Source organism: Bacillus sp. EE-W1, from assembly GCF_009760835.1.
Classification (GTDB): Bacteria; Bacillota; Bacilli; order Bacillales; family Bacillaceae_G; genus Bacillus_A; species Bacillus_A wiedmannii.
The window spans coordinates 285,871-303,500 of record NZ_WIPE01000074.1 but is presented as its reverse complement, the minus strand read 5'-3'; the positions used below and the strand labels follow the sequence as shown (position 1 = coordinate 303,500).

At 33.4% G+C, this 17,630-nt stretch carries 21 protein-coding genes; 16 read left to right on the top strand and 5 right to left on the bottom strand.

The features are described from left to right. The first annotated feature begins 37 nt into the window (after positions 1–37). Positions 38–538, top strand: a complete 501-nt coding sequence (locus GFJ36_RS20770; protein WP_088064324.1) for a hypothetical protein — start codon at positions 38–40, stop codon at positions 536–538. 31 nt (positions 539–569) lie between these two features. Here GFJ36_RS20770 and GFJ36_RS20765 read toward each other — a convergent pair whose 3' ends face one another. After that, positions 570–803, bottom strand: a complete 234-nt coding sequence (locus GFJ36_RS20765; RefSeq protein WP_000939452.1) for an SPP1 phage holin family protein — start codon at positions 801–803, stop codon at positions 570–572. A gap of 163 nt (positions 804–966) precedes the next feature. Between GFJ36_RS20765 and GFJ36_RS20760 the strand changes: the two genes are divergently transcribed. Both GFJ36_RS20760 and GFJ36_RS20755 read left to right on the top strand, forming a co-directional pair. Beyond that, positions 967–1,608, top strand: coding sequence for a diguanylate cyclase domain-containing protein (locus tag GFJ36_RS20760; protein WP_087985096.1), 642 nt, complete (start codon positions 967–969; stop codon positions 1,606–1,608). A gap of 659 nt (positions 1,609–2,267) precedes the next feature. Further along, positions 2,268–2,930 (top strand): YkyA family protein, encoded by a 663-nt coding sequence (locus GFJ36_RS20755; protein WP_088064323.1) that lies wholly within the window; start codon positions 2,268–2,270, stop codon positions 2,928–2,930. Between the two features lie 31 nt (positions 2,931–2,961). Here the strand turns inward: GFJ36_RS20755 and GFJ36_RS20750 are convergent, their stop codons facing one another. Next, positions 2,962–3,420 (bottom strand): YkyB family protein, encoded by a 459-nt coding sequence (locus GFJ36_RS20750; protein ID WP_000804864.1) that lies wholly within the window; start codon positions 3,418–3,420, stop codon positions 2,962–2,964. Between the two features lie 177 nt (positions 3,421–3,597). On the opposite strand from GFJ36_RS20750, the gene ppx reads away from it, so the two are divergent. Together ppx and GFJ36_RS20740 are read left to right on the top strand one after the other, a co-directional pair. Continuing rightward, on the top strand, positions 3,598–5,136 hold the full coding sequence (gene ppx, locus GFJ36_RS20745; RefSeq protein ID WP_157349730.1) for an exopolyphosphatase: 1,539 nt from the start codon (positions 3,598–3,600) through the stop codon (positions 5,134–5,136). Positions 5,137–5,243: 107 nt separating this feature from the next. After that, positions 5,244–7,352: a polyphosphate kinase gene (locus GFJ36_RS20740; protein WP_088064322.1), complete on the top strand. Its 2,109-nt coding sequence runs from the start codon at positions 5,244–5,246 to the stop codon at positions 7,350–7,352. Between the two features lie 169 nt (positions 7,353–7,521). On the opposite strand, the gene GFJ36_RS20735 is transcribed toward GFJ36_RS20740, so the two are convergent. Both GFJ36_RS20735 and GFJ36_RS20730 read right to left on the bottom strand, forming a co-directional pair. Then, positions 7,522–7,758 (bottom strand): hypothetical protein, encoded by a 237-nt coding sequence (locus tag GFJ36_RS20735; protein WP_000283744.1) that lies wholly within the window; start codon positions 7,756–7,758, stop codon positions 7,522–7,524. 97 nt (positions 7,759–7,855) lie between these two features. Next, on the bottom strand, positions 7,856–8,713 hold the full coding sequence (locus tag GFJ36_RS20730) for a metallophosphoesterase (RefSeq protein ID WP_048546146.1): 858 nt from the start codon (positions 8,711–8,713) through the stop codon (positions 7,856–7,858). A gap of 244 nt (positions 8,714–8,957) precedes the next feature. Between GFJ36_RS20730 and fadH the strand changes: the two genes are divergently transcribed. The 3 genes from fadH (at position 8,958) to GFJ36_RS20715 (ending at position 11,866) form a co-directional block, all read left to right on the top strand. Then, positions 8,958–9,722, top strand: a complete 765-nt coding sequence (gene fadH / locus GFJ36_RS20725) for a 2,4-dienoyl-CoA reductase (protein ID WP_000660912.1) — start codon at positions 8,958–8,960, stop codon at positions 9,720–9,722. Positions 9,723–9,977: 255 nt separating this feature from the next. Further along, positions 9,978–11,195 carry an EAL domain-containing protein gene (locus GFJ36_RS20720; RefSeq protein WP_097889650.1) on the top strand — a complete coding sequence of 406 codons (1,218 nt, stop codon included), beginning with the start codon at positions 9,978–9,980 and terminating at the stop codon, positions 11,193–11,195. A gap of 182 nt (positions 11,196–11,377) precedes the next feature. Continuing rightward, a complete protein-coding gene (locus GFJ36_RS20715; protein WP_001233813.1) occupies positions 11,378–11,866 on the top strand; it encodes a DUF3993 domain-containing protein in 489 nt (162 codons plus the stop codon). A 117-nt stretch (positions 11,867–11,983) separates the two neighbouring features. On the opposite strand, the gene GFJ36_RS20710 is transcribed toward GFJ36_RS20715, so the two are convergent. After that, positions 11,984–12,220 (bottom strand): glutaredoxin family protein, encoded by a 237-nt coding sequence (locus GFJ36_RS20710; RefSeq protein ID WP_001225788.1) that lies wholly within the window; start codon positions 12,218–12,220, stop codon positions 11,984–11,986. Between the two features lie 233 nt (positions 12,221–12,453). Here GFJ36_RS20710 and GFJ36_RS20705 point away from each other — a divergent pair, with 233 nt between their 5' ends. From GFJ36_RS20705 to GFJ36_RS20675, 8 genes are all read left to right on the top strand, one after another. Beyond that, a complete protein-coding gene (locus tag GFJ36_RS20705) occupies positions 12,454–12,690 on the top strand; it encodes a YkuJ family protein (protein ID WP_000055151.1) in 237 nt (78 codons plus the stop codon). Positions 12,691–12,905: 215 nt separating this feature from the next. After that, a complete protein-coding gene (locus GFJ36_RS29210; protein ID WP_087985092.1) occupies positions 12,906–13,055 on the top strand; it encodes a hypothetical protein in 150 nt (49 codons plus the stop codon). A 74-nt stretch (positions 13,056–13,129) separates the two neighbouring features. Beyond that, on the top strand, positions 13,130–13,648 hold the full coding sequence (locus GFJ36_RS20700; protein WP_097889651.1) for a ribonuclease H-like YkuK family protein: 519 nt from the start codon (positions 13,130–13,132) through the stop codon (positions 13,646–13,648). A gap of 108 nt (positions 13,649–13,756) precedes the next feature. Next, on the top strand, positions 13,757–13,948 hold the full coding sequence (abbA, locus tag GFJ36_RS20695; protein WP_048546142.1) for an antirepressor AbbA: 192 nt from the start codon (positions 13,757–13,759) through the stop codon (positions 13,946–13,948). 161 nt (positions 13,949–14,109) lie between these two features. Further along, positions 14,110–14,553, top strand: a complete 444-nt coding sequence (cbpB, locus tag GFJ36_RS20690) for a cyclic-di-AMP-binding protein CbpB (protein WP_000623572.1) — start codon at positions 14,110–14,112, stop codon at positions 14,551–14,553. A 142-nt stretch (positions 14,554–14,695) separates the two neighbouring features. Next, positions 14,696–15,580 carry a LysR family transcriptional regulator gene (locus GFJ36_RS20685; protein ID WP_002008407.1) on the top strand — a complete coding sequence of 295 codons (885 nt, stop codon included), beginning with the start codon at positions 14,696–14,698 and terminating at the stop codon, positions 15,578–15,580. Positions 15,581–15,651: 71 nt separating this feature from the next. Further along, complete coding sequence (gene dapD / locus GFJ36_RS20680) at positions 15,652–16,374, top strand: 2,3,4,5-tetrahydropyridine-2,6-dicarboxylate N-acetyltransferase (protein WP_000783245.1); 723 nt, start codon at positions 15,652–15,654, stop codon at positions 16,372–16,374. A gap of 61 nt (positions 16,375–16,435) precedes the next feature. Further along, positions 16,436–17,566, top strand: a complete 1,131-nt coding sequence (locus GFJ36_RS20675; RefSeq protein WP_000301171.1) for an N-acetyldiaminopimelate deacetylase — start codon at positions 16,436–16,438, stop codon at positions 17,564–17,566. Positions 17,567–17,630: the final 64 nt, after the last annotated feature.

The window sequence follows — 17,630 nt, the reverse complement described above, 5'->3', positions numbered from 1 at the left end:
ATGGATATGATGCATCTGAAATGGGGTGAATATTATTATGAAAATCTGGAAACGAATTTCAGATCAAGGTAGGCGTTCAATGCCGCTACAACCGGTGTTATGGATTGATGGCTCAAAAAAAGAAAACGAATGTCCTAATGTAGCAGTTACATTGCAAATCCGTAGTATGTATAAAGAAAAATTTGCATATGAACTGACCTATGATGTAAATGACATACTTATTATTCGAATTGAAGTTGAAAATAAAGGAATGGAAATGATTTCACGAGTTGTAGTAAGTCATATGATTCGAGATTATTTTGCCTATATTCCAAACTCATTAAAGGCTGATAAGGGGATGAGTGAGTTCCTGTTCCAGCTTGTAAGGTGGCGGATTGATAATTTATTACCGAATGAGAAGGTAGAACTAATTTGTAAAATAAAAGCAAATAAAGATAAAGCACTTAAAAACGCATTATTTCAGGCTACATATACATTTCAATATAAAGGAGTATCATATGGTCCACTGCAAACAAATGAAGTTGTTGTGCGGCAATGATAAAAAGGAACCTGTAAGAAAGGTTCCTTTTTTAATGAAGATTGTGTTTTTTGAGTACTTTTTTTTGCTCGATTCCTTTTTTTCCTACATAATTATTTTTATAACCAAAATATAAAATGAAAAGAAAGGAAGCAACATTTACAATAGCATCAATTTGATCGTTTGTAATAAAGTTCACTCCGAAAGAATTAAACAGTAATTTTAATGATAATAGAAAACCTGCTAGTAAACGTATAATATCTGATAGATTCTCTTTTTGTAGCATATAAGTCACCTCTTTCTAAAACGATATATAGTATATATATGAAATAGAATAGAAATGGTAGACAAGCTTAAGCGGAAATGTACACTCAATATGTACATTTTTTATTTTGTAGAAAAACATAATTGTTATAGAAACATATATTGGTATAGAAAGGAGGGGAAGTATGAAACATAAAGGGAAAATTAGTGGGTTATTACTTGGGAATACAGTGGCAGTTACAGAATGGATTGCGCTTCAGGATGTAATTACAAAACTGGATTCGCGATCATTTTATACCGTCTTTATTATTTATATATTGCAAATGATACTCAGCTATTATTTTGGACATTGGTATGATAAAAGAGCGAGTGGGCGTATGGATACGGAAGTAGGGGGAATGGCAAGTAATGATTTTGTAGTTGATTTCTTTGAGAAAGTAGCTGCTTTATCAGAACGGGATTCTCATAATATTACAGTGTACATTCTTTCTGTGAAAGAATGGAAAGAACTAAAAGAAACAGTGCAAGAAAAAAAATTGGAGGTGTTAGTACAAAAATTGGAGAGTACGATTGTAAAGACAATTCGTAAAGGAGATGTCGTTACTAGGTGGGATGAAAATAAGTATGTTATTGTGGCGATTGATAACGGACATGAAAAGTCGACAATAACAAATCGATTAATGAAAAATATTGAAAGTGAAATAGAAAATGGTTTGTTAAGTATGACGCTATTATTTGGAGCTGCTAGTTATCCAATAGGAGGAAAAACTTTTGAAGAATTGTTAAGAAAGGCACAAAATCAATTGTACCAGCATAGGGATTTGTAAGAAAATGAGTGAAACTTTGATTTAAAGAAATATGATATGAAGAAGTTTTTAATGTAACATTTTTTTGACTTTTATTACAAAAAGAACTTTTATTGTAATAAAAGTCTTTAAAAATATATGGAATAAGCATATAATTATGATGGATGTGTCAATGCATTTTGCACAATGTGTTTCATTTTAAAAGTGTAGAGGGAAGCATGCTCTACACTTTTCCTTTTTAGGGAATGACAAGAATAATTGTAAGTTGTTGCAAGTTAGCATTTAAACTGTGTAAAATGAACAAAGAAATTATTTGATAGAAAGCGGAAAGGGAATGATAGAATGATAGACGTGAGAGAACAACGAACATCTCTTATCAGGTGAATTATTACTGTTGTTCTTCAAATTATTATGGCTGTGATGAATTCCGTTGTACTTTTATGTAATACATAGTATGAACAAGTTTTAAAAAGTACCAAGTAAAAGTATATGTAAAGATGGATACGAAACTGCTATTGAGTTCAAAGACGCAAAATGTAATTTCAAGTAATACAATTTGACAAGTATAATAAATAATATCAATGATTTTCGTAAAAAAGGTGCGAGTGTGGAGTTTATAGAAGGGTATATAATTTTCATAGCTTTTTACACGATGATCGTATATAAGTAGGAGGAAAAAGATGTTGAAGTATAGTAAATTAGCAATTGTAACTGCATTATCAATGACTTTATTAGCTGGTTGTTTCGGGCCGAAACCAGAAGAGGAATTATATGTTGCGTTTGAAAATGCTGCAAAGCAAGAAAAAACAATGTTTGAAGATGCAAAGAAACTTGAAACTTTAGAGAAAGAAGGACAAGAATTATATAACCAGATTGTTCAAGAAGGAAAAGATAATAATCAAACTGTTAAGGAAAAACTGAACCAAGCAGTGAAAAATACAGATGAACGAGAAAAAGTGCTAAAAAAAGAAAAAGAATCTTTAAATAAGGCACAAGAAGAAGTGAAATCAGTAGATAAATATGTGAAGAAAATTGAAGATAAGAAATTGAAAGATCAAGCAGGTAAAGTGAAAAGCGCATATGAGAAACGACAAGATTCATTTAACAAGATGTATGATAGCTATAATAAATCGTTAAAACAAGAAAAAGAATTATATACAATGTTACAAGATAAAGGTACAAAATTAAAAGATATTAGTGAAAAGGTAAAAGTAGTAAATCAATCTTATAAGGATATTGAATCAGAAAAAGACAAGTTTAATGAATTTACGAAATCTTATAATACAGAAAAAATAGCTTTTTATAAACAAGCAAATATTAAAATTAAAGAAGAGAAAAAATAAAACAGTTTGGCCTACAATTGGCCAAACTGTTTTATTTTTTTGTATAAGTACGACTATACCATGGAACAGGTTCACTTAATTTTTTTTCTTGTTTCAATGCTTCAGGACCAATATAATCTTGAAGTGTTTTTTTTGCTACTGTTAAAGATAAGGTTGTTTTCGGATTTCGATAGGAGGATTCAAGATGACCAAGATGTGGTAGGATTCGAAAATCTTCTTTGGTAGGAGGAATATGGAAAAAATAATCACCTAAACGTATAAGAACATCAGATTGTTGTTGGCTAAAACGTGGATTTCTAGAAAAATGTAATCCTTCTTTAATAGCTTTTTTCTCAGCAATTAAGCGTTCTAAAGCCGTCTTTTTTAACCAGTATAAATACTTCGGATTAGTTGCAGCTTTAGCATGACGATTCACAACGAAAATAGATTGAGCTAGTCGATTAATAGAATGTTGGTTTTGTAATTGAGATTGTGGTTGTGAAGGCTTCATATTGAATCTCCTTTCAATTTTTCATTATTATAACATAAATAAAAGAGGTTTTTATTATATGCAAAAAGTGATTGTATATATTTTCAATATTAAAGCAATATTGTTACAAAAAACAACTATTTTGTATAATAGTAATAGAACGTGTTTTAGAAATTTGATAATGAAAGAGTGAGAAGTTTGAAAGAAATATTAAAACAGCAATATGCCATTATAGATATTGGATCTAATACAATGCGTTTAGTTATTTATGAAAAGCAAAACGGAGGTTTTTATAAGGAGATTGAAAATACGAAAGTGGTTGCTCGGCTAAGGAATTACTTAATTGATGGTGTGTTAAATGAAGAAGGAATAGAGGTATTGTTACAAACGTTATTTCAATTTCAAGAAAGTACACGATTCCACCAGTTGCATCATGTACTTTGTGTTGCAACAGCAACAATTAGACAGGCTGAGAATCAAGAGGCAATTAAAAAACTGGTTGAAGGACAAACAGACTTTACTCTTAGAGTCTTATCAGAATATGAAGAAGCACGTTACGGCTATTTAGCGGTTATGAATTCAACTTCGTTCTCTGAAGGAATTACAGTAGATATTGGTGGAGGAAGTACAGAAGTTACATATTTTCGAAATAGAGAGATTCTAGAGTACCATAGCTTTCCCTTTGGAGCACTTTCTTTAAAGCAACAATTTATTAAAGAGGATATACCTACTGAAGACGAGTTGGAAAAGATTCAAACGTACTTAGAATATCAATTTCGAACATTACCATGGTTAATTGATAAGGAATTGCCTCTTATTGCAATTGGTGGTAGTGCGAGGAACTTAGTGAAAATCCATCAAAATTTAATTTGTTATCCTATAGCAGGGGTACATTTATATAAAATGAAAGAAGAAGATATTAAAAATGTGAAAGAAGAATTGGAAGCATTGTCGTTCATAGAACTTCAAAAATTGGAAGGATTGGCAAAAGATCGAGCAGATACAATTATTCCAGCAGTCGAAGTTTTTCATACGCTTGTTAATGTTATAGAGGCACCAGCATTTGTGTTAAGTAGAAAAGGGTTACGAGAAGGTGTTTTCTATGAAGAGTTGACAAAAGATTTGGGGATTTCATATTATCCGAACGTAGTCGAAGAAAGTTTGTATTTATTATCACATGAATATGAAATGGATATGGAATTTGTAATGCAGCTTATTAAACATGGAAGACTCATTTGTCAACAACTTGAAGAAACAGGGCTGATTTCTATGTCAGTAAAAGACTGGGAAGTATTCCATCAAGCAGCGAAAGTATTTAATATAGGTAAATATATAGACGAAGAAGCGAGCCGCTTACATACGTTTTATTTATTAGCGAATAAAACAATTGATGGGATGATGCATAAAGAGCGAGTTAGATTAGCGCTTATTGCGTCTTATAAATCAAAAATGTTATTCAAACAACATTTGTCCCCATTTGAAGGATGGTTTGATAAAAATGAACAAAAAAAAATCCGCCTATTAGGGGCTGTTTTACAGTTTTCAGCAGCTCTGAATATAAGACAAAGATCGCTTGTTGAATCGATATCTATAACAGAAAGTAAAGAAGGATTAACATTTAAAATTGTATGTGAGCAATCGGCATTAGCGGAAAAAGTGCAAGCTGAAAAACAAAAAAAGCAGCTGGAAAGAGTGTTGAAAACGACTATTAATTTATCCTTCGAATCAAAACGTTAAGTTGTACGGATGTCTTTACAAAAAATTAACACCTTGGAATATTGTAATTTGCTAAAATAAAAGTAACTAAATTATAGTAAAAAAGTTTCAGGGGAAGTGTGAAGAGGATGGAAATGTTGATGGGGAATATAGTGAATTTAAATGATACAGCTTATTACAATAATCGAGAATTAAGTTGGTTAGCATTTAATGAACGTGTACTACAAGAAGCGCAGGATGAAACAAATCCGCTCTTGGAAAGGTTAAAGTTTATTAGCATTTTCGGTTCCAATTTAGATGAATTCTTTATGGTACGCGTAGCAGGATTGAAGGATCAAGTGAGTGCTGGGTTTAACCAACCAGAAAATAAGGCTGGCTTAACACCAAAAAAGCAATTAAATAAAATTGCGATAAAGGCCCATGAATTAATGACTGTACAATATGATACGTTTAAAAATTATGTGTTGCCAGCGCTGGAGTTAGAGGGGATTGAACGTTTAACATTCCACGATTTGACGAAAGAACAGAGGGAATTTATAGAAGAGTATTTTGATGAGCAGATTTTTCCAGTCTTAACACCTGTAGCTATTGATGCATATCGTCCATTTCCGATGTTATTAAATAAAAGTTTGAATTTAGCTACTCTTTTATATGATGAGAAACAAGTGGAGGAAGAAAACCGCACGAAGTTAGGAATTGTACAAGTTCCTTCATTACTTGAACGTTTCATATTTTTACCGAGTGAGGGGCAAAAGCATAAATTTATTTTATTAGAAGATGTAATTAGTGGTTTTACTCATAAATTATTTACAGGATATAAAGTATCGTCTGTTACTCGTTTCCGTATTACACGCAATGCGGATTTAACGATTCATGAAGAAGGTGCGAGGGATTTATTAAAGGTAATTGAAAAAGAATTAAAAAAGCGTAAGTGGGGAGCTGCTGTACGTTTAGAAGTTGGCAAAGAGCATATTGATGAAAGAGTATTAGCATTATTATATGAGGTGTTGGAAGTAAAAGATGAAGATGTGTATATAATGGATGGACCATTAGATTTAACATGTCTATTTTCTTTATATAAAAAACTAGCTCCTTTATATGAACATCTAGTATATCCGGCTCTTATTCCGCAACGGCCTCAAGACTTGGGGGATGCGGAAGATGTATTCGAAAAAGCAATTGAGCATGATATTTTATTACATCATCCTTTTGAATCATTTCAGCCAGTAGTTGATTTTGTCCGTGATGCGGCAGACGATCCGAATGTACTTGCAATCAAACAAACATTATATCGAGTAAGTGGGGATTCACCGATTATTCAGGCGCTAAAGGTAGCAGCTGAAAAAGGGAAGCAAGTTACGGTATTAGTTGAATTGAAGGCAAGATTTGATGAAGAAAATAATGTGCATTGGGCTAAAGAATTAGAAAAGGCAGGCTGTCACGTTATTTACGGTGTAAGTCATTTGAAAACACATAGTAAAATTACGCTAGTTGTAAGAAGAAAAAACGGAAAAATCGAAAGGTTCGTACATCTCGGGACTGGAAATTATAATGACGCAACAGCAAAGTTATATACTGATTTTGGGTATATTACATCACGAAAAGACTTTGGGGTCGATGCAACAAATTTCTTTAATTATTTGAGTGGTTATACAACCAAGCCACATTTTCATCATTTATCGGTTGCACCATTTGATATAAGAGAGCAATTTATGGATTTAATAGATGAAGAAATCCGTTATCATAGGCAATATGGAAATGGATATATTATCGCTAAGATGAATTCATTAACAGATAAACCATTAATCAAAAAAATGTATGAAGCATCACAAGCTGGAGTAAAGGTAGAGCTCATCGTTCGAGGAACTTGTTGTTTAAGGCCTGGTATTCCAAATGTAAGTGAAAATATTCGGGTAGTTAGTGTTGTCGGGAGATATTTAGAACATAGCCGAATTTATTATTTCCATCATAATGGAGAAGAGAAAATATACTTATCTTCAGCTGACTGGATGACGCGGAATATGGAGAAGAGAGTAGAAATATCTTTCCCGATATTAGATATTGAAATGAAGGCGAGAATTAAGGCGATTTTACAACTTATATTAGCTGATAATGTGAAAACACGTGAACAGAATAAATCTGGTGAGTACTACTATGTTATTAATAGTAGTACAGAAGAAATTGATAGCCAAGTGAAGTTGTTTAAGATGGCGTATCAAAACACGGATGCTGAATAATGAGAACAAAGTAAAAAAACCTCTTTTTTTAAGAGGTTTTTTTACTTTGTTCTCTACTTATTATACATTCTCTAAATAGAAGGATGCGTAGAGAGAATAGTTTTTATTGTAAGCATGTTAATGGATCAGTTAAGAGAGGGAATAACATTGGTAGAATTGTTGGAGTACATTAATAATAGAATGGTTGTTGACAAGGTCCGCCATAACAAGGATAAGGTGTTGGCGGTGGGAAAGGTGGTGGATATGGTGGGTAATACGGTCTAGGACCGAAAGCTAATGCTCCACCGAGCAGTCCACCAGCAATCCCAGCTAGAAATGGAACACCAAAAAACGGAAAGAAGCGTGAGTCGCCTACTGGACCAATAGGTGCTGAACGGACTGGGATTGGTTGATAATATGGATACATGAACAAACCTCCTTTATTGGACTCATTTTTATCATATGGTAAATGAAACGTGGATGAGCGCGTACAAGAAAGGATATGTAAGAAAATAGGCGAATTATTACGAATGTTGGAGCGTAAAAATTGTAATTTCAGGTTTTGCCATAAATCGGAATGGGACGCGTGTTCTGCCAAGACCTCGATTGACATAGAGAGCTAAATCTTGAATCGTATAGAAACCTTCAACATAGTTTTTAGCAAGTGATGGGGTAATAATAGCACCTAAAAAGGGAATTTGTACTTGTCCGCCATGGCTATGACCAGAAAGTTGTAAGTTAACTGGATATTTAGCGATTTGTGGTGCAATATCTGGCTCGTGAACAAGAACAATGTTATAAGTGTTTTGCCTCGCGTGCTGTAGTGTTTTCTCTATTTTGGGTTTGCCTAGTAGTATATCATCAAGACCGAAAATTGAAATTTCACTATTATCCAGTAGACGAATTCTCTTTTCGCTATTTAGTAGTAGTTCAAATCCAGATTCACGCATGATGTGCTCGTAGTATTCCGTTCCATATCCGCCGTGATCATGGTTACCATAAATAGAAAATTTACCGAAGGGTGCTTGTATATTTTTTAAAATAGATGGAACGAAAGGAGTGTCAGTATATGTTTGATAATTATCAATGAGATCACCAGTGAAAAGAACAATGTCAGGTTTTACAGCATTAATTTTAGAAACGATTTGAGATAAATGTTGGAGAGAGAAATAGTATCCGAGATGTAAATCGCTAAATTGAAGAATCTTCATACCATGAAAACTTTTGGGTATGAGTTGTGATTTAAGTGTATGCTCTGTAAAAGAGAGTAAATGAGGCTCAATATATTTAGCGTAATAGTATCCGATGCTAGTGGTTATAAATGAATATAGACAAGTGCGCATTCCAGCTTTAAAAAAATCTCTTCTTGTAATTTTCTTCATAAAAATATGAGTATACCTATTTAACTTATATCACATGTTTTCGTTACATTTATAGGTTACTCAAATCTCCTTTCAGTTTATTTAAAATATATTTTAAATAATAAAAAAGTAGTATAGATTACGAAAAAAACGAATAAAAAGAAACCTCTTTACGTTAAAATATCAGAAAAGTTTAAAAATATAAAGATTTCTATTAAATAAAATGATAAAATGAATGTGTATTCATTTTTGGGAGGGGATGTATGTGAAAGAAAAGGTAGTTATTATAACAGGTGGATCGAGCGGAATGGGAAAAGGAATGGCGACCCGTTTTGCAAAAGAAGGGGCACGAGTTGTTATTACAGGACGTACAAAGGAAAAACTAGAGGAAACAAAGTTGGAAATTGAACAATTTCCGGGGCAAGTATTACCCGTACAAATGGATGTAAGAAATACTGATGACATTCAGAAAATGATTGAAGAGATTGATGAGAAGTTTGGTCGAATTGATGTTTTAATAAACAATGCAGCTGGAAACTTTATTTGTCCAGCAGAAGATTTATCCGTGAATGGCTGGAATTCAGTCATTAATATTGTATTAAACGGTACATTTTACTGCAGCCATGCTGTCGGAAAATATTGGATTGAAAAAGGCATAAAAGGGAATATCATTAACATGGTAGCAACATATGCATGGGATGCAGGTCCGGGAGTTATTCATTCGGCTGCTGCGAAGGCTGGAGTATTAGCAATGACGAAGACACTCGCTGTTGAGTGGGGCCGTAAATATGGAATACGAGTTAATGCTATCGCGCCAGGACCAATTGAACGTACGGGCGGTGCTGATAAATTATGGATTTCAGAAGAAATGGCTAAGCGTACGATACAAAGTGTTCCGCTTGGAAGACTGGGCACGCCAGAAGAAATTGCAGGTCTAGCTTATTATTTATGTTCAGATGAAGCTGCGTACATAAATGGAACTTGCATGACAATGGATGGAGGACAACATTTACATCAATATCCATTTTAAAAGGGATAAGAAAATGAATGTTTGATTCATATTCTCACGGTTAAATGTGACGGAATTGTGACATGTGAAAGAAAAGTGTTTACAAGAGGTCATATATACGTTATATTTAAGACCTCTTTTTTCTTCATAGTAGAATTGCTAATTCCCCTTAGCATTTTACCCCTCTAATCCCTTCAGGAAAACTGAAGGGATTTTTTATTATTTTTCCGTAAATATCATGTTATAATTTTTGAAAAGTAAAGGGAGGGAAGTACATTGATAGATGCATTAGATGTAATGAGTAACTTGGATAAAGTCCTTCCTTATTATCAAGCTATTTTTAGTGCTGATGAGCATACTGTAATTGGATATGAGGTAGTAGGACGTATTCAAACAGAAGAGGGCATACAAAGTTTAGCTTCTTTCTTTCATGATGATTCTATTCCGAGTGAGTTTCAACTGGAAGCGGATAACATTATAGTAGAAAAAGCTTTAAATCGTTATTTAGAAAGTGATCAAAAACTATTATTATTCATACATCGGAATGCTAACGTATTAATGAACGATGATGATGAAAGTTTACTTCAACTTTTATTGATGTATGAAGAGCAAGGTTTAAATTTGAAACACATTGTTTTAGAAATTACAGAACATGAATGTAAAGAAGATATAGAGCAATTTAATCATTTGCTTATGTATTATCGTACATATGGTATTCAAATTTCGATTAATAAAGTCGGAACGGGTACAAGTAATTTAGAACGTATTAGCGTGTTAGCACCGGATATTTTAAAAGTAGATTTAACAAACTTAAGGCAAACTGCACTTTTACAATCTTATCAAGATATTTTATATTCTTTATCATTACTTGCTAGAAGAATTGGTGCAACATTGTTATATGAAGAAATAGATGCTTTTTATCAACTACAATATGCTTGGAAAAACGGTGGTAGATATTATCAAGGGAATTATTTGAAAGAGTGCTTACCTGATTTTATTGAAACGAATGTTTTGAAAGAACGACTTGGTAATGAGTGTCATCAATTTATTCAACATGAGAAGAAGAAATTACAAAAAATTTATAATTTAACAGAAATGTTACGTGATCGAATTGGTGATGTTCTAGCCAAACAGAAAAAGAATGAAGATATAAATGATTGGTTATTACAATTTAGCCAAAGTGTATCACAGTGTAGTTTCCGCATATTTATTTGTAACGAAGATGGTTTCCAACAATCAGGAAACGTTATAAAAAAAGATGGGGAATGGATTGTGATGCCTGAGTATTATATGAAGAACTGGAGTTGGCGTCCGTATTTTCTAGAAAATATTATGAAAATGCGTTTTGAGAATAAGGCAAGACTTTCAGATTTATATGCTGATATTGAAACCGGTGAGATGGTACGAACATTTTCCTTCCCAATTGATGATGAAAACTTTTTATTTATAGATTTATCGTATGAATATTTATATGAAGAAGATGTTTTATTTTAATGCACGAAGAGATTCGTGCATTTTTTGTTTGTTTTTATCATAAATTGGTAATAGTGAAAATGGTGATGAAAATGCTGTCTATCGTTGTAAAGATTTTACGAACGAAACCACCCCTGTCTTTGCATAATCATTGTTACAATGAATACTACAAAGACAAGTTTTCTTAAAAGGAAGGTGAAAAAATGAGGAAATATGGAATATGGTTAGTTCTATTTGTATGCGTTGCCTTTCTAGTTGGTTATAGTGTCACAACTGTTTTAGGAAAAGAGGAAGTGAAAGTCGATCGGGAAGAAGTGTTTACAACGATACAAAAGGGCTATGAAACCCAATTTTCAATTCGTGGGAAGCATTTGCCGATGAATAAGATGATAGAAACGTTATCACCATATTTTACAGAGAATTTCCTTCAAGTATTTACAGATGAAAATAGTAGAAGTGATAAACAAAGTGGTGAATATTTACTTCCAGCAAAAGAAGCGCCGTTTTCTTTTCATTCAGAAACGAAAATGTCATATGATGAAGAGCATAAAATTTTATATGTATATGAGCGGGCGAAAAGTGGACAATATCAAATTGTAACATTGCAAAGAGATCAAGGGAAATGGAAATTGGCCGGATATCATGAAAGCCAAGAACTTTTAACTGAAATAAAACGATTACAACAATTATAAAGTGAAACTGTAATTGGTGGGGGATGTTTATCTCTCACTGATTAATAGCTCGCACCAATCGGGCTATTACTGCCCACAAATAGTGGGATAAAAATAAGAATAGGTCTTTACCTATTCTTATTCAATATTGAGTAGCTGTTGTAATTTTTCAATTTGAAAACCAGCAACAACTTCTCCATCAATTACAACTGTTGGAGTTGAATACGAATCATAGTCGTATAAAAGACGATTGCGTGCAGCAGCGTCTTTTTTTACGTCAAATTCTTCATATACAACGTTATTATGCTTTAAAAATTCTTTCACAATGACACATGGCGGACAATCAGGTTGTGTGTAAACCTCAATTTTTCTCATTGTAATTCCTCCTTTTTTCTGTTTTTTATTATATTCTTCCAGTATAAAAATCGCAATAAAGAAGGGAAAAGATATTCTTTCTGTTTTTTCCTTCGCATTTCGACAAATTTTTAGTTGAGTTTCTGGCCAATAACCTTTATCCTAGACTGTGGAACATTTTTTCTGTTATGACGGATAGAATGAGTATAGCTGTAAAACCTATTGGTAGGAAGATCAGAGAAAGGAGAGATTTCATGTCTCTACTCCAAGGAATTTTAACTCGACTTGTTAGTCTACAAGAACAAGCTGAAAGCGGTGAAGTAGCACAACGCTATTTTGAAGTGAACGGTGAGCGCAAATGTAGCGTGAAATTTTTCGATAAAAGTGAAATGTATGAGTTAGAAGTGTATCAACAAGGTGAAAAACCTCAAGTGTATCAATTCGATAATATCGATATGGTTGCAATTGAGATTTACGATATCATTTCTTGATACATATAAAAAAGGTGTTGCCATATGGCAACACCTTTTTTAGTTCTATTACTTTTTAGCATATATGTATAGGGAGTTTTCATTTTTCCTACAATGGTAATAAAGTGAAATTGTAATCAGTGGGGCTTCTTCGTCCTATACTGAATATTAGTCATCACCAATTGGTTGTTTACAGATAGCAAAAGCGAGATAAAAATAACGAGGAGGTGTGTTGTATGGAACGTTTACCAGTTGTGCTTTGTCCTAAATGTCACAATTCTGCTGAGATTATTCATGTATTAACAGCTCAATCGAATCAAAATGTAATTTATACGTGCCAAGTTTGCCATTATGTAATTCGAAATATTGAAACGAATAAAGGATAGGAAGTTATAATTTTTATTTTTGTCCCATACAATGAGAATACGAAAAGTCTGTCTAATTGAAAGGACGTGACTATGTGGCCGGTGAACATACATTTTATAATGTTTCAGAGAGACATTTAAATTTTGATATGGTCTTTAGCCGTATTTGTAGTTTCATTGAAAAGGATCCACGAAATTTATATCGCTTATCCATTGGGACAGACTCACAAGCACATCAAAAGGATACGAGGTTTATTACGGCAATTCATATTCATCGCGTTGGAAAAGGTGCCTGGGGGTGTTTACACCATAAATCAGTGAAAGATAAGCCAGCAAATTTACGTGAGAAAATATATTTAGAAACGCAGTTTAGCCAAGAGATCGCATGCCTATTTACTCCAAATCATATACAAACAATATGGGATTTATTGCATCCATATGCTCAAGAGGGAGCTGGATTTATAATGGAAATTCACTTGGATATCGGAAATGATGGTTTAACAAAAGAATTTATTCTAGATATGACAGCGAAAATTCAAGCGATGGGATTAACTGCAAAAATTAAGCCAGATGCTTATGCGGCGTTTAGTTATGCAAATCGATATACGAAATAAAAAACAATTTTTATATATCCTTTGCTAAAAACTGAATATTACATCTATTAAATAGGTTGGAAATTATATATAATAAGAGTAACGATGCGAGTATAAGGAGAGGGGTATATGAAAAGGGAATTTGTTTTAACAGAAGAAGAAGAGAGTTTGTTACTAGATATTCTATTTCAGCAAAATTATGCGAGTGAAATTTTAGCTGTGGAAATTACAGATATTGAGAATGGTTTAAAACAGACAGATGTGACACAATATAAAAAAATCACAAGGTTATTTTACAGATTAAAAAATAAGGGGTATTAAGCGCTACCGGGATGGTAGTCTTTTTTTTGTGTTGTATGCTAAAATAGCTGTGTAATTTTGTTTTTATTGAAATAAAGTAAGGACAAAATAATAATATGAAAACGCTGTCATAAAATATGAATAGATTCGGTGATTAAAAGTAGGAAAATGGGGGATGTAATATGATTAGTATTCCGAAAGACGAGTTTCAACAAATTTTTGTGAAAGATTTAATGATTTCATCAGAAAAAGTAGCACATGTCCAAATGGGGAATGGTTTAGAGCATGCTTTACTCGTTCTTGTGAAATCTGGATATTCGGCGATACCTGTTTTGGACCCGATGTATAAATTGCATGGGTTAATTAGTACTGCTATGATTTTAGATGGTATGTTAGGGTTAGAACGTATTGAGTTTGAAAGACTTGACGAAATGAAAGTAGAACAGGTGATGAAGGAAGACATTCCGGTTCTTAAGTTAGAAGATTCGTTTGCAAAAGCTTTAGAAATGACAATTGATCATCCTTTTATTTGCGCTGTCAATGAAGATGGGTATTTTGAGGGGATTTTAACACGTCGGGCTATTTTAAAATTGTTGAATAAAAAAGTAAGGCAACATAATCGATAATGTGAGAAAAGTGACTTCATAGAAGCGGAGAAGTCACTTTTTTTTCGTGCATATCAGTTGTGTATGTATTATATTTAAAAAGATAAAAAATATAAGAGTATATAGTTAAATTAAGGATGAAAAGCTTATTGAGATAAGGTGTATGGAAGCTAAGGAAAGAGGGAGAAAGTTGCAAATTGATGATTTTCAAATGATGGTTGTGTTAGCTCAGGAATCAAATATGAGAAAAGCGGCGGAACGTTTATTTGTTTCACAACCTGCGCTTAGTCAACGATTACAATCTATGGAGAAACAATGGGGAATGAAGTTTTTTATTCGCTCACAAAAAGGATTGACAATTACACCTGAAGGGGAAAAAGTCGCAAATTATGCAAAAGAAATGCTGCAAAAGGAAGAGGATATTAAAAGTGAGCTAGCTGTTTTTAGAACAGAAACTCACGGAACGTTAAAAATAGCTGTTGCATCAGTTATTGGTCAATATTGGCTTCCTCCTGTTTTGAAGAAGTTTGTACATAAATACCCTTCTGTGAAAATATCGCTGTTTACTGGCTGGAGTAGTGAAGTACAAAAGCAATTTTATGAAGGGGACGTTCATGTTGCTATATTGAGAGGAACACAAGAATATAAAGGTCAGAAGCAACAATTATTTGAAGATGAACTTTATTTAGTGGATAAAGAAATAAAAGATATTACGATGTTAAAAGAAACAAATAGACCATTTATTCAATTTAAAAGTGATTCGACTTATTATGGACAAATACAAAATTGGTGGTATGGTTTATTTTCTAATCCACCTAAGAGAACAATTGTGGTTGATCAAATTGAGACTTGCAAGCAACTCGTTTTAAATGGTATAGGTTATGCTCTTTTACCTTCTACTGTTTTAAAAGAAGTACAGGAAAATATGTATAAAACACCTGTTCAATTAACGAGAGAAACATGGTTATTGACGAGTGAATCGGCCAGACAATTGAAGCAAGTAAGGGCATTTTTAGAAATTATAGAAGAAATTCAAATGGAAAAATAGGATTATTATCTTGCTACTCGCTCTATCGTTTGGTAGAGTAACATTATAAATGGATTTAGGAGGCAACAAGAATGAAAATGATGGACGCTAACGAAATTATTTCGTTTATTCAAAAAAGTGAAAAGAAAACTCCTGTAAAGGTATACATAAAAGGGGATTTAAAAGAAGTAACATTCCCTGAAACGGTACAAGCATTTGTAAATAAAAAGTCTGGTGTATTATTTGGAGAATGGTCTGAAATTAAGACAATTCTTGATGAAAATAGCAAGCACATCGTTGATTACGTTGTTGAAAATGACCGTCGTAATTCTGCAATTCCAATGCTTGATTTAAAAGGTATTAAAGCTCGTATTGAGCCAGGCGCGATTATTCGTGATCACGTTGAAATCGGCGACAACGCTGTTATTATGATGAATGCAACAATTAATATCGGTGCTGTAATTGGTGAAGGTACTATGATTGACATGAACGCGGTACTTGGTGGACGTGCAACTGTTGGTAAGAACTGTCACGTAGGTGCAGGTGCAGTACTTGCAGGTGTTATTGAGCCGCCTTCAGCAAAACCAGTTATCGTTGAAGATGATGTTGTAATTGGTGCAAACGTAGTTGTGTTAGAGGGAGTTACAGTAGGTAAGGGTGCAGTTGTAGCAGCAGGAGCTGTTGTAACAGAAGATGTACCTCCATATACAGTTGTTGCCGGTACTCCAGCACGTGTAATTAAAGAGATTGATGAGAAGACAAAAGCAAAAACTGAAATTAAACAAGAGCTTCGTCAATTAAACCCAGAGAAATAAACACAAAAAAAGCGTAAGAGCATAACAGGCTCTTGCGCTTTTTATAGATAGAGGTGCAAAAATGGCAGTAAGCAAATTCGTTCAAATTCGTAGAGACTTACACAAAATACCGGAAATTGGATTTAAAGAGTGGAAAACACAACAGTATATTTTAGATTACATAGGAACGCTTTCGAATGAATATGTGGAAGTGAAAGTATGGAAAACGGGTGTCATTGTTAAAGTAAATGGAAAAAATCCAGAAAAAATTATCGGTTATCGCGCAGATATAGACGGTTTACCAATTACCGAAGAAACTGGATATGAGTTTGCTTCTATTCATGAAGGAATGATGCATGCATGTGGACACGATTTGCATACAACAATCGGTTTAGGCCTTCTAACAGCAGCTGTAACAGAAAGAATAGATGATGACCTTGTGTTTCTATTCCAACCAGCTGAAGAAGGGCCAGGAGGGGCTCTTCCTATGTTAGAGAGTGAAGAGTTAAAAGAATGGAAGCCGAATATAATTCTTGGTCTTCATATTGCACCTGAATACGCTGTAGGAACAATTGCCACAAAAGAGGGGCTATTATTTGCAAATACATCAGAGTTATATGTTGATTTGAAAGGGAAAGGTGGACATGCAGCCTACCCGCATACTGCAAATGATATGATTGTAGCGGCAAGTCACCTTGTTACACAACTTCAATCCGTTATTAGTCGTAATGTGAATCCTCTTGATAGTGCAGTGATTACAATCGGAAAAATAACAGGTGGTACAGTTCAAAATATCATAGCAGAAAAGTCTCGGTTAGAAGGAACGATTCGAACTTTATCAGTGGAATCAATGAGGCGTGTTAAAAGTAGGATTGAGGCAATTGTTGCAGGTATAGAAGCTTCCTTCCAATGTGAAGCTGTTATTGACTATGGAGCGATGTATCATCAAGTATATAACCATGAAGTATTAACGAGAGAGTTTATGCAGTTTGTAAGTGAACAAACTGATATGAATGTAATTACATGTACTGAGGCAATGACAGGGGAAGATTTTGGTTATATGCTTCAAGAGATTCCTGGATTTATGTTTTGGCTTGGGGTAAATTCAGAATATGGTTTACATCATGCAAAATTAAAACCAGATGAAGAGGTTATTGAGAAAGCTATCGCATTTTTAGATCAATATGTAAAGTGGAAAGGAACTAGAAAGTAAACTCGCTCGCCAACTTTGAAAAAACTTACAGTGGGTACTTGTTAGTTCCAAGACGAAAACATCT

What these genes read in the sequence shown, in the direction of transcription:
- GFJ36_RS20770 (WP_088064324.1), top strand. Translation starts at nt 38, where the DNA reads ATGAAAATCTGGAAACGAATTTCAGATCAAGGTAGGCGTTCAATGCCG.
- GFJ36_RS20765 (WP_000939452.1), bottom strand. Translation starts at nt 803, where the DNA reads ATGCTACAAAAAGAGAATCTATCAGATATTATACGTTTACTAGCAGGT.
- GFJ36_RS20760 (WP_087985096.1), top strand. Translation starts at nt 967, where the DNA reads ATGAAACATAAAGGGAAAATTAGTGGGTTATTACTTGGGAATACAGTG.
- GFJ36_RS20755 (WP_088064323.1), top strand. Translation starts at nt 2,268, where the DNA reads ATGTTGAAGTATAGTAAATTAGCAATTGTAACTGCATTATCAATGACT.
- GFJ36_RS20750 (WP_000804864.1), bottom strand. Translation starts at nt 3,420, where the DNA reads ATGAAGCCTTCACAACCACAATCTCAATTACAAAACCAACATTCTATT.
- GFJ36_RS20740 (WP_088064322.1), top strand. Translation starts at nt 5,244, where the DNA reads ATGGAAATGTTGATGGGGAATATAGTGAATTTAAATGATACAGCTTAT.
- GFJ36_RS20735 (WP_000283744.1), bottom strand. Translation starts at nt 7,758, where the DNA reads ATGTATCCATATTATCAACCAATCCCAGTCCGTTCAGCACCTATTGGT.
- GFJ36_RS20730 (WP_048546146.1), bottom strand. Translation starts at nt 8,713, where the DNA reads ATGAAGAAAATTACAAGAAGAGATTTTTTTAAAGCTGGAATGCGCACT.
- GFJ36_RS20715 (WP_001233813.1), top strand. Translation starts at nt 11,378, where the DNA reads ATGAGGAAATATGGAATATGGTTAGTTCTATTTGTATGCGTTGCCTTT.
- GFJ36_RS20710 (WP_001225788.1), bottom strand. Translation starts at nt 12,220, where the DNA reads ATGAGAAAAATTGAGGTTTACACACAACCTGATTGTCCGCCATGTGTC.
- GFJ36_RS20705 (WP_000055151.1), top strand. Translation starts at nt 12,454, where the DNA reads ATGTCTCTACTCCAAGGAATTTTAACTCGACTTGTTAGTCTACAAGAA.
- GFJ36_RS29210 (WP_087985092.1), top strand. Translation starts at nt 12,906, where the DNA reads ATGGAACGTTTACCAGTTGTGCTTTGTCCTAAATGTCACAATTCTGCT.
- abbA (WP_048546142.1), top strand. Translation starts at nt 13,757, where the DNA reads ATGAAAAGGGAATTTGTTTTAACAGAAGAAGAAGAGAGTTTGTTACTA.
- cbpB (WP_000623572.1), top strand. Translation starts at nt 14,110, where the DNA reads ATGATTAGTATTCCGAAAGACGAGTTTCAACAAATTTTTGTGAAAGAT.
- GFJ36_RS20685 (WP_002008407.1), top strand. Translation starts at nt 14,696, where the DNA reads ATGGAAGCTAAGGAAAGAGGGAGAAAGTTGCAAATTGATGATTTTCAA.
- dapD (WP_000783245.1), top strand. Translation starts at nt 15,652, where the DNA reads ATGAAAATGATGGACGCTAACGAAATTATTTCGTTTATTCAAAAAAGT.
- GFJ36_RS20675 (WP_000301171.1), top strand. Translation starts at nt 16,436, where the DNA reads ATGGCAGTAAGCAAATTCGTTCAAATTCGTAGAGACTTACACAAAATA.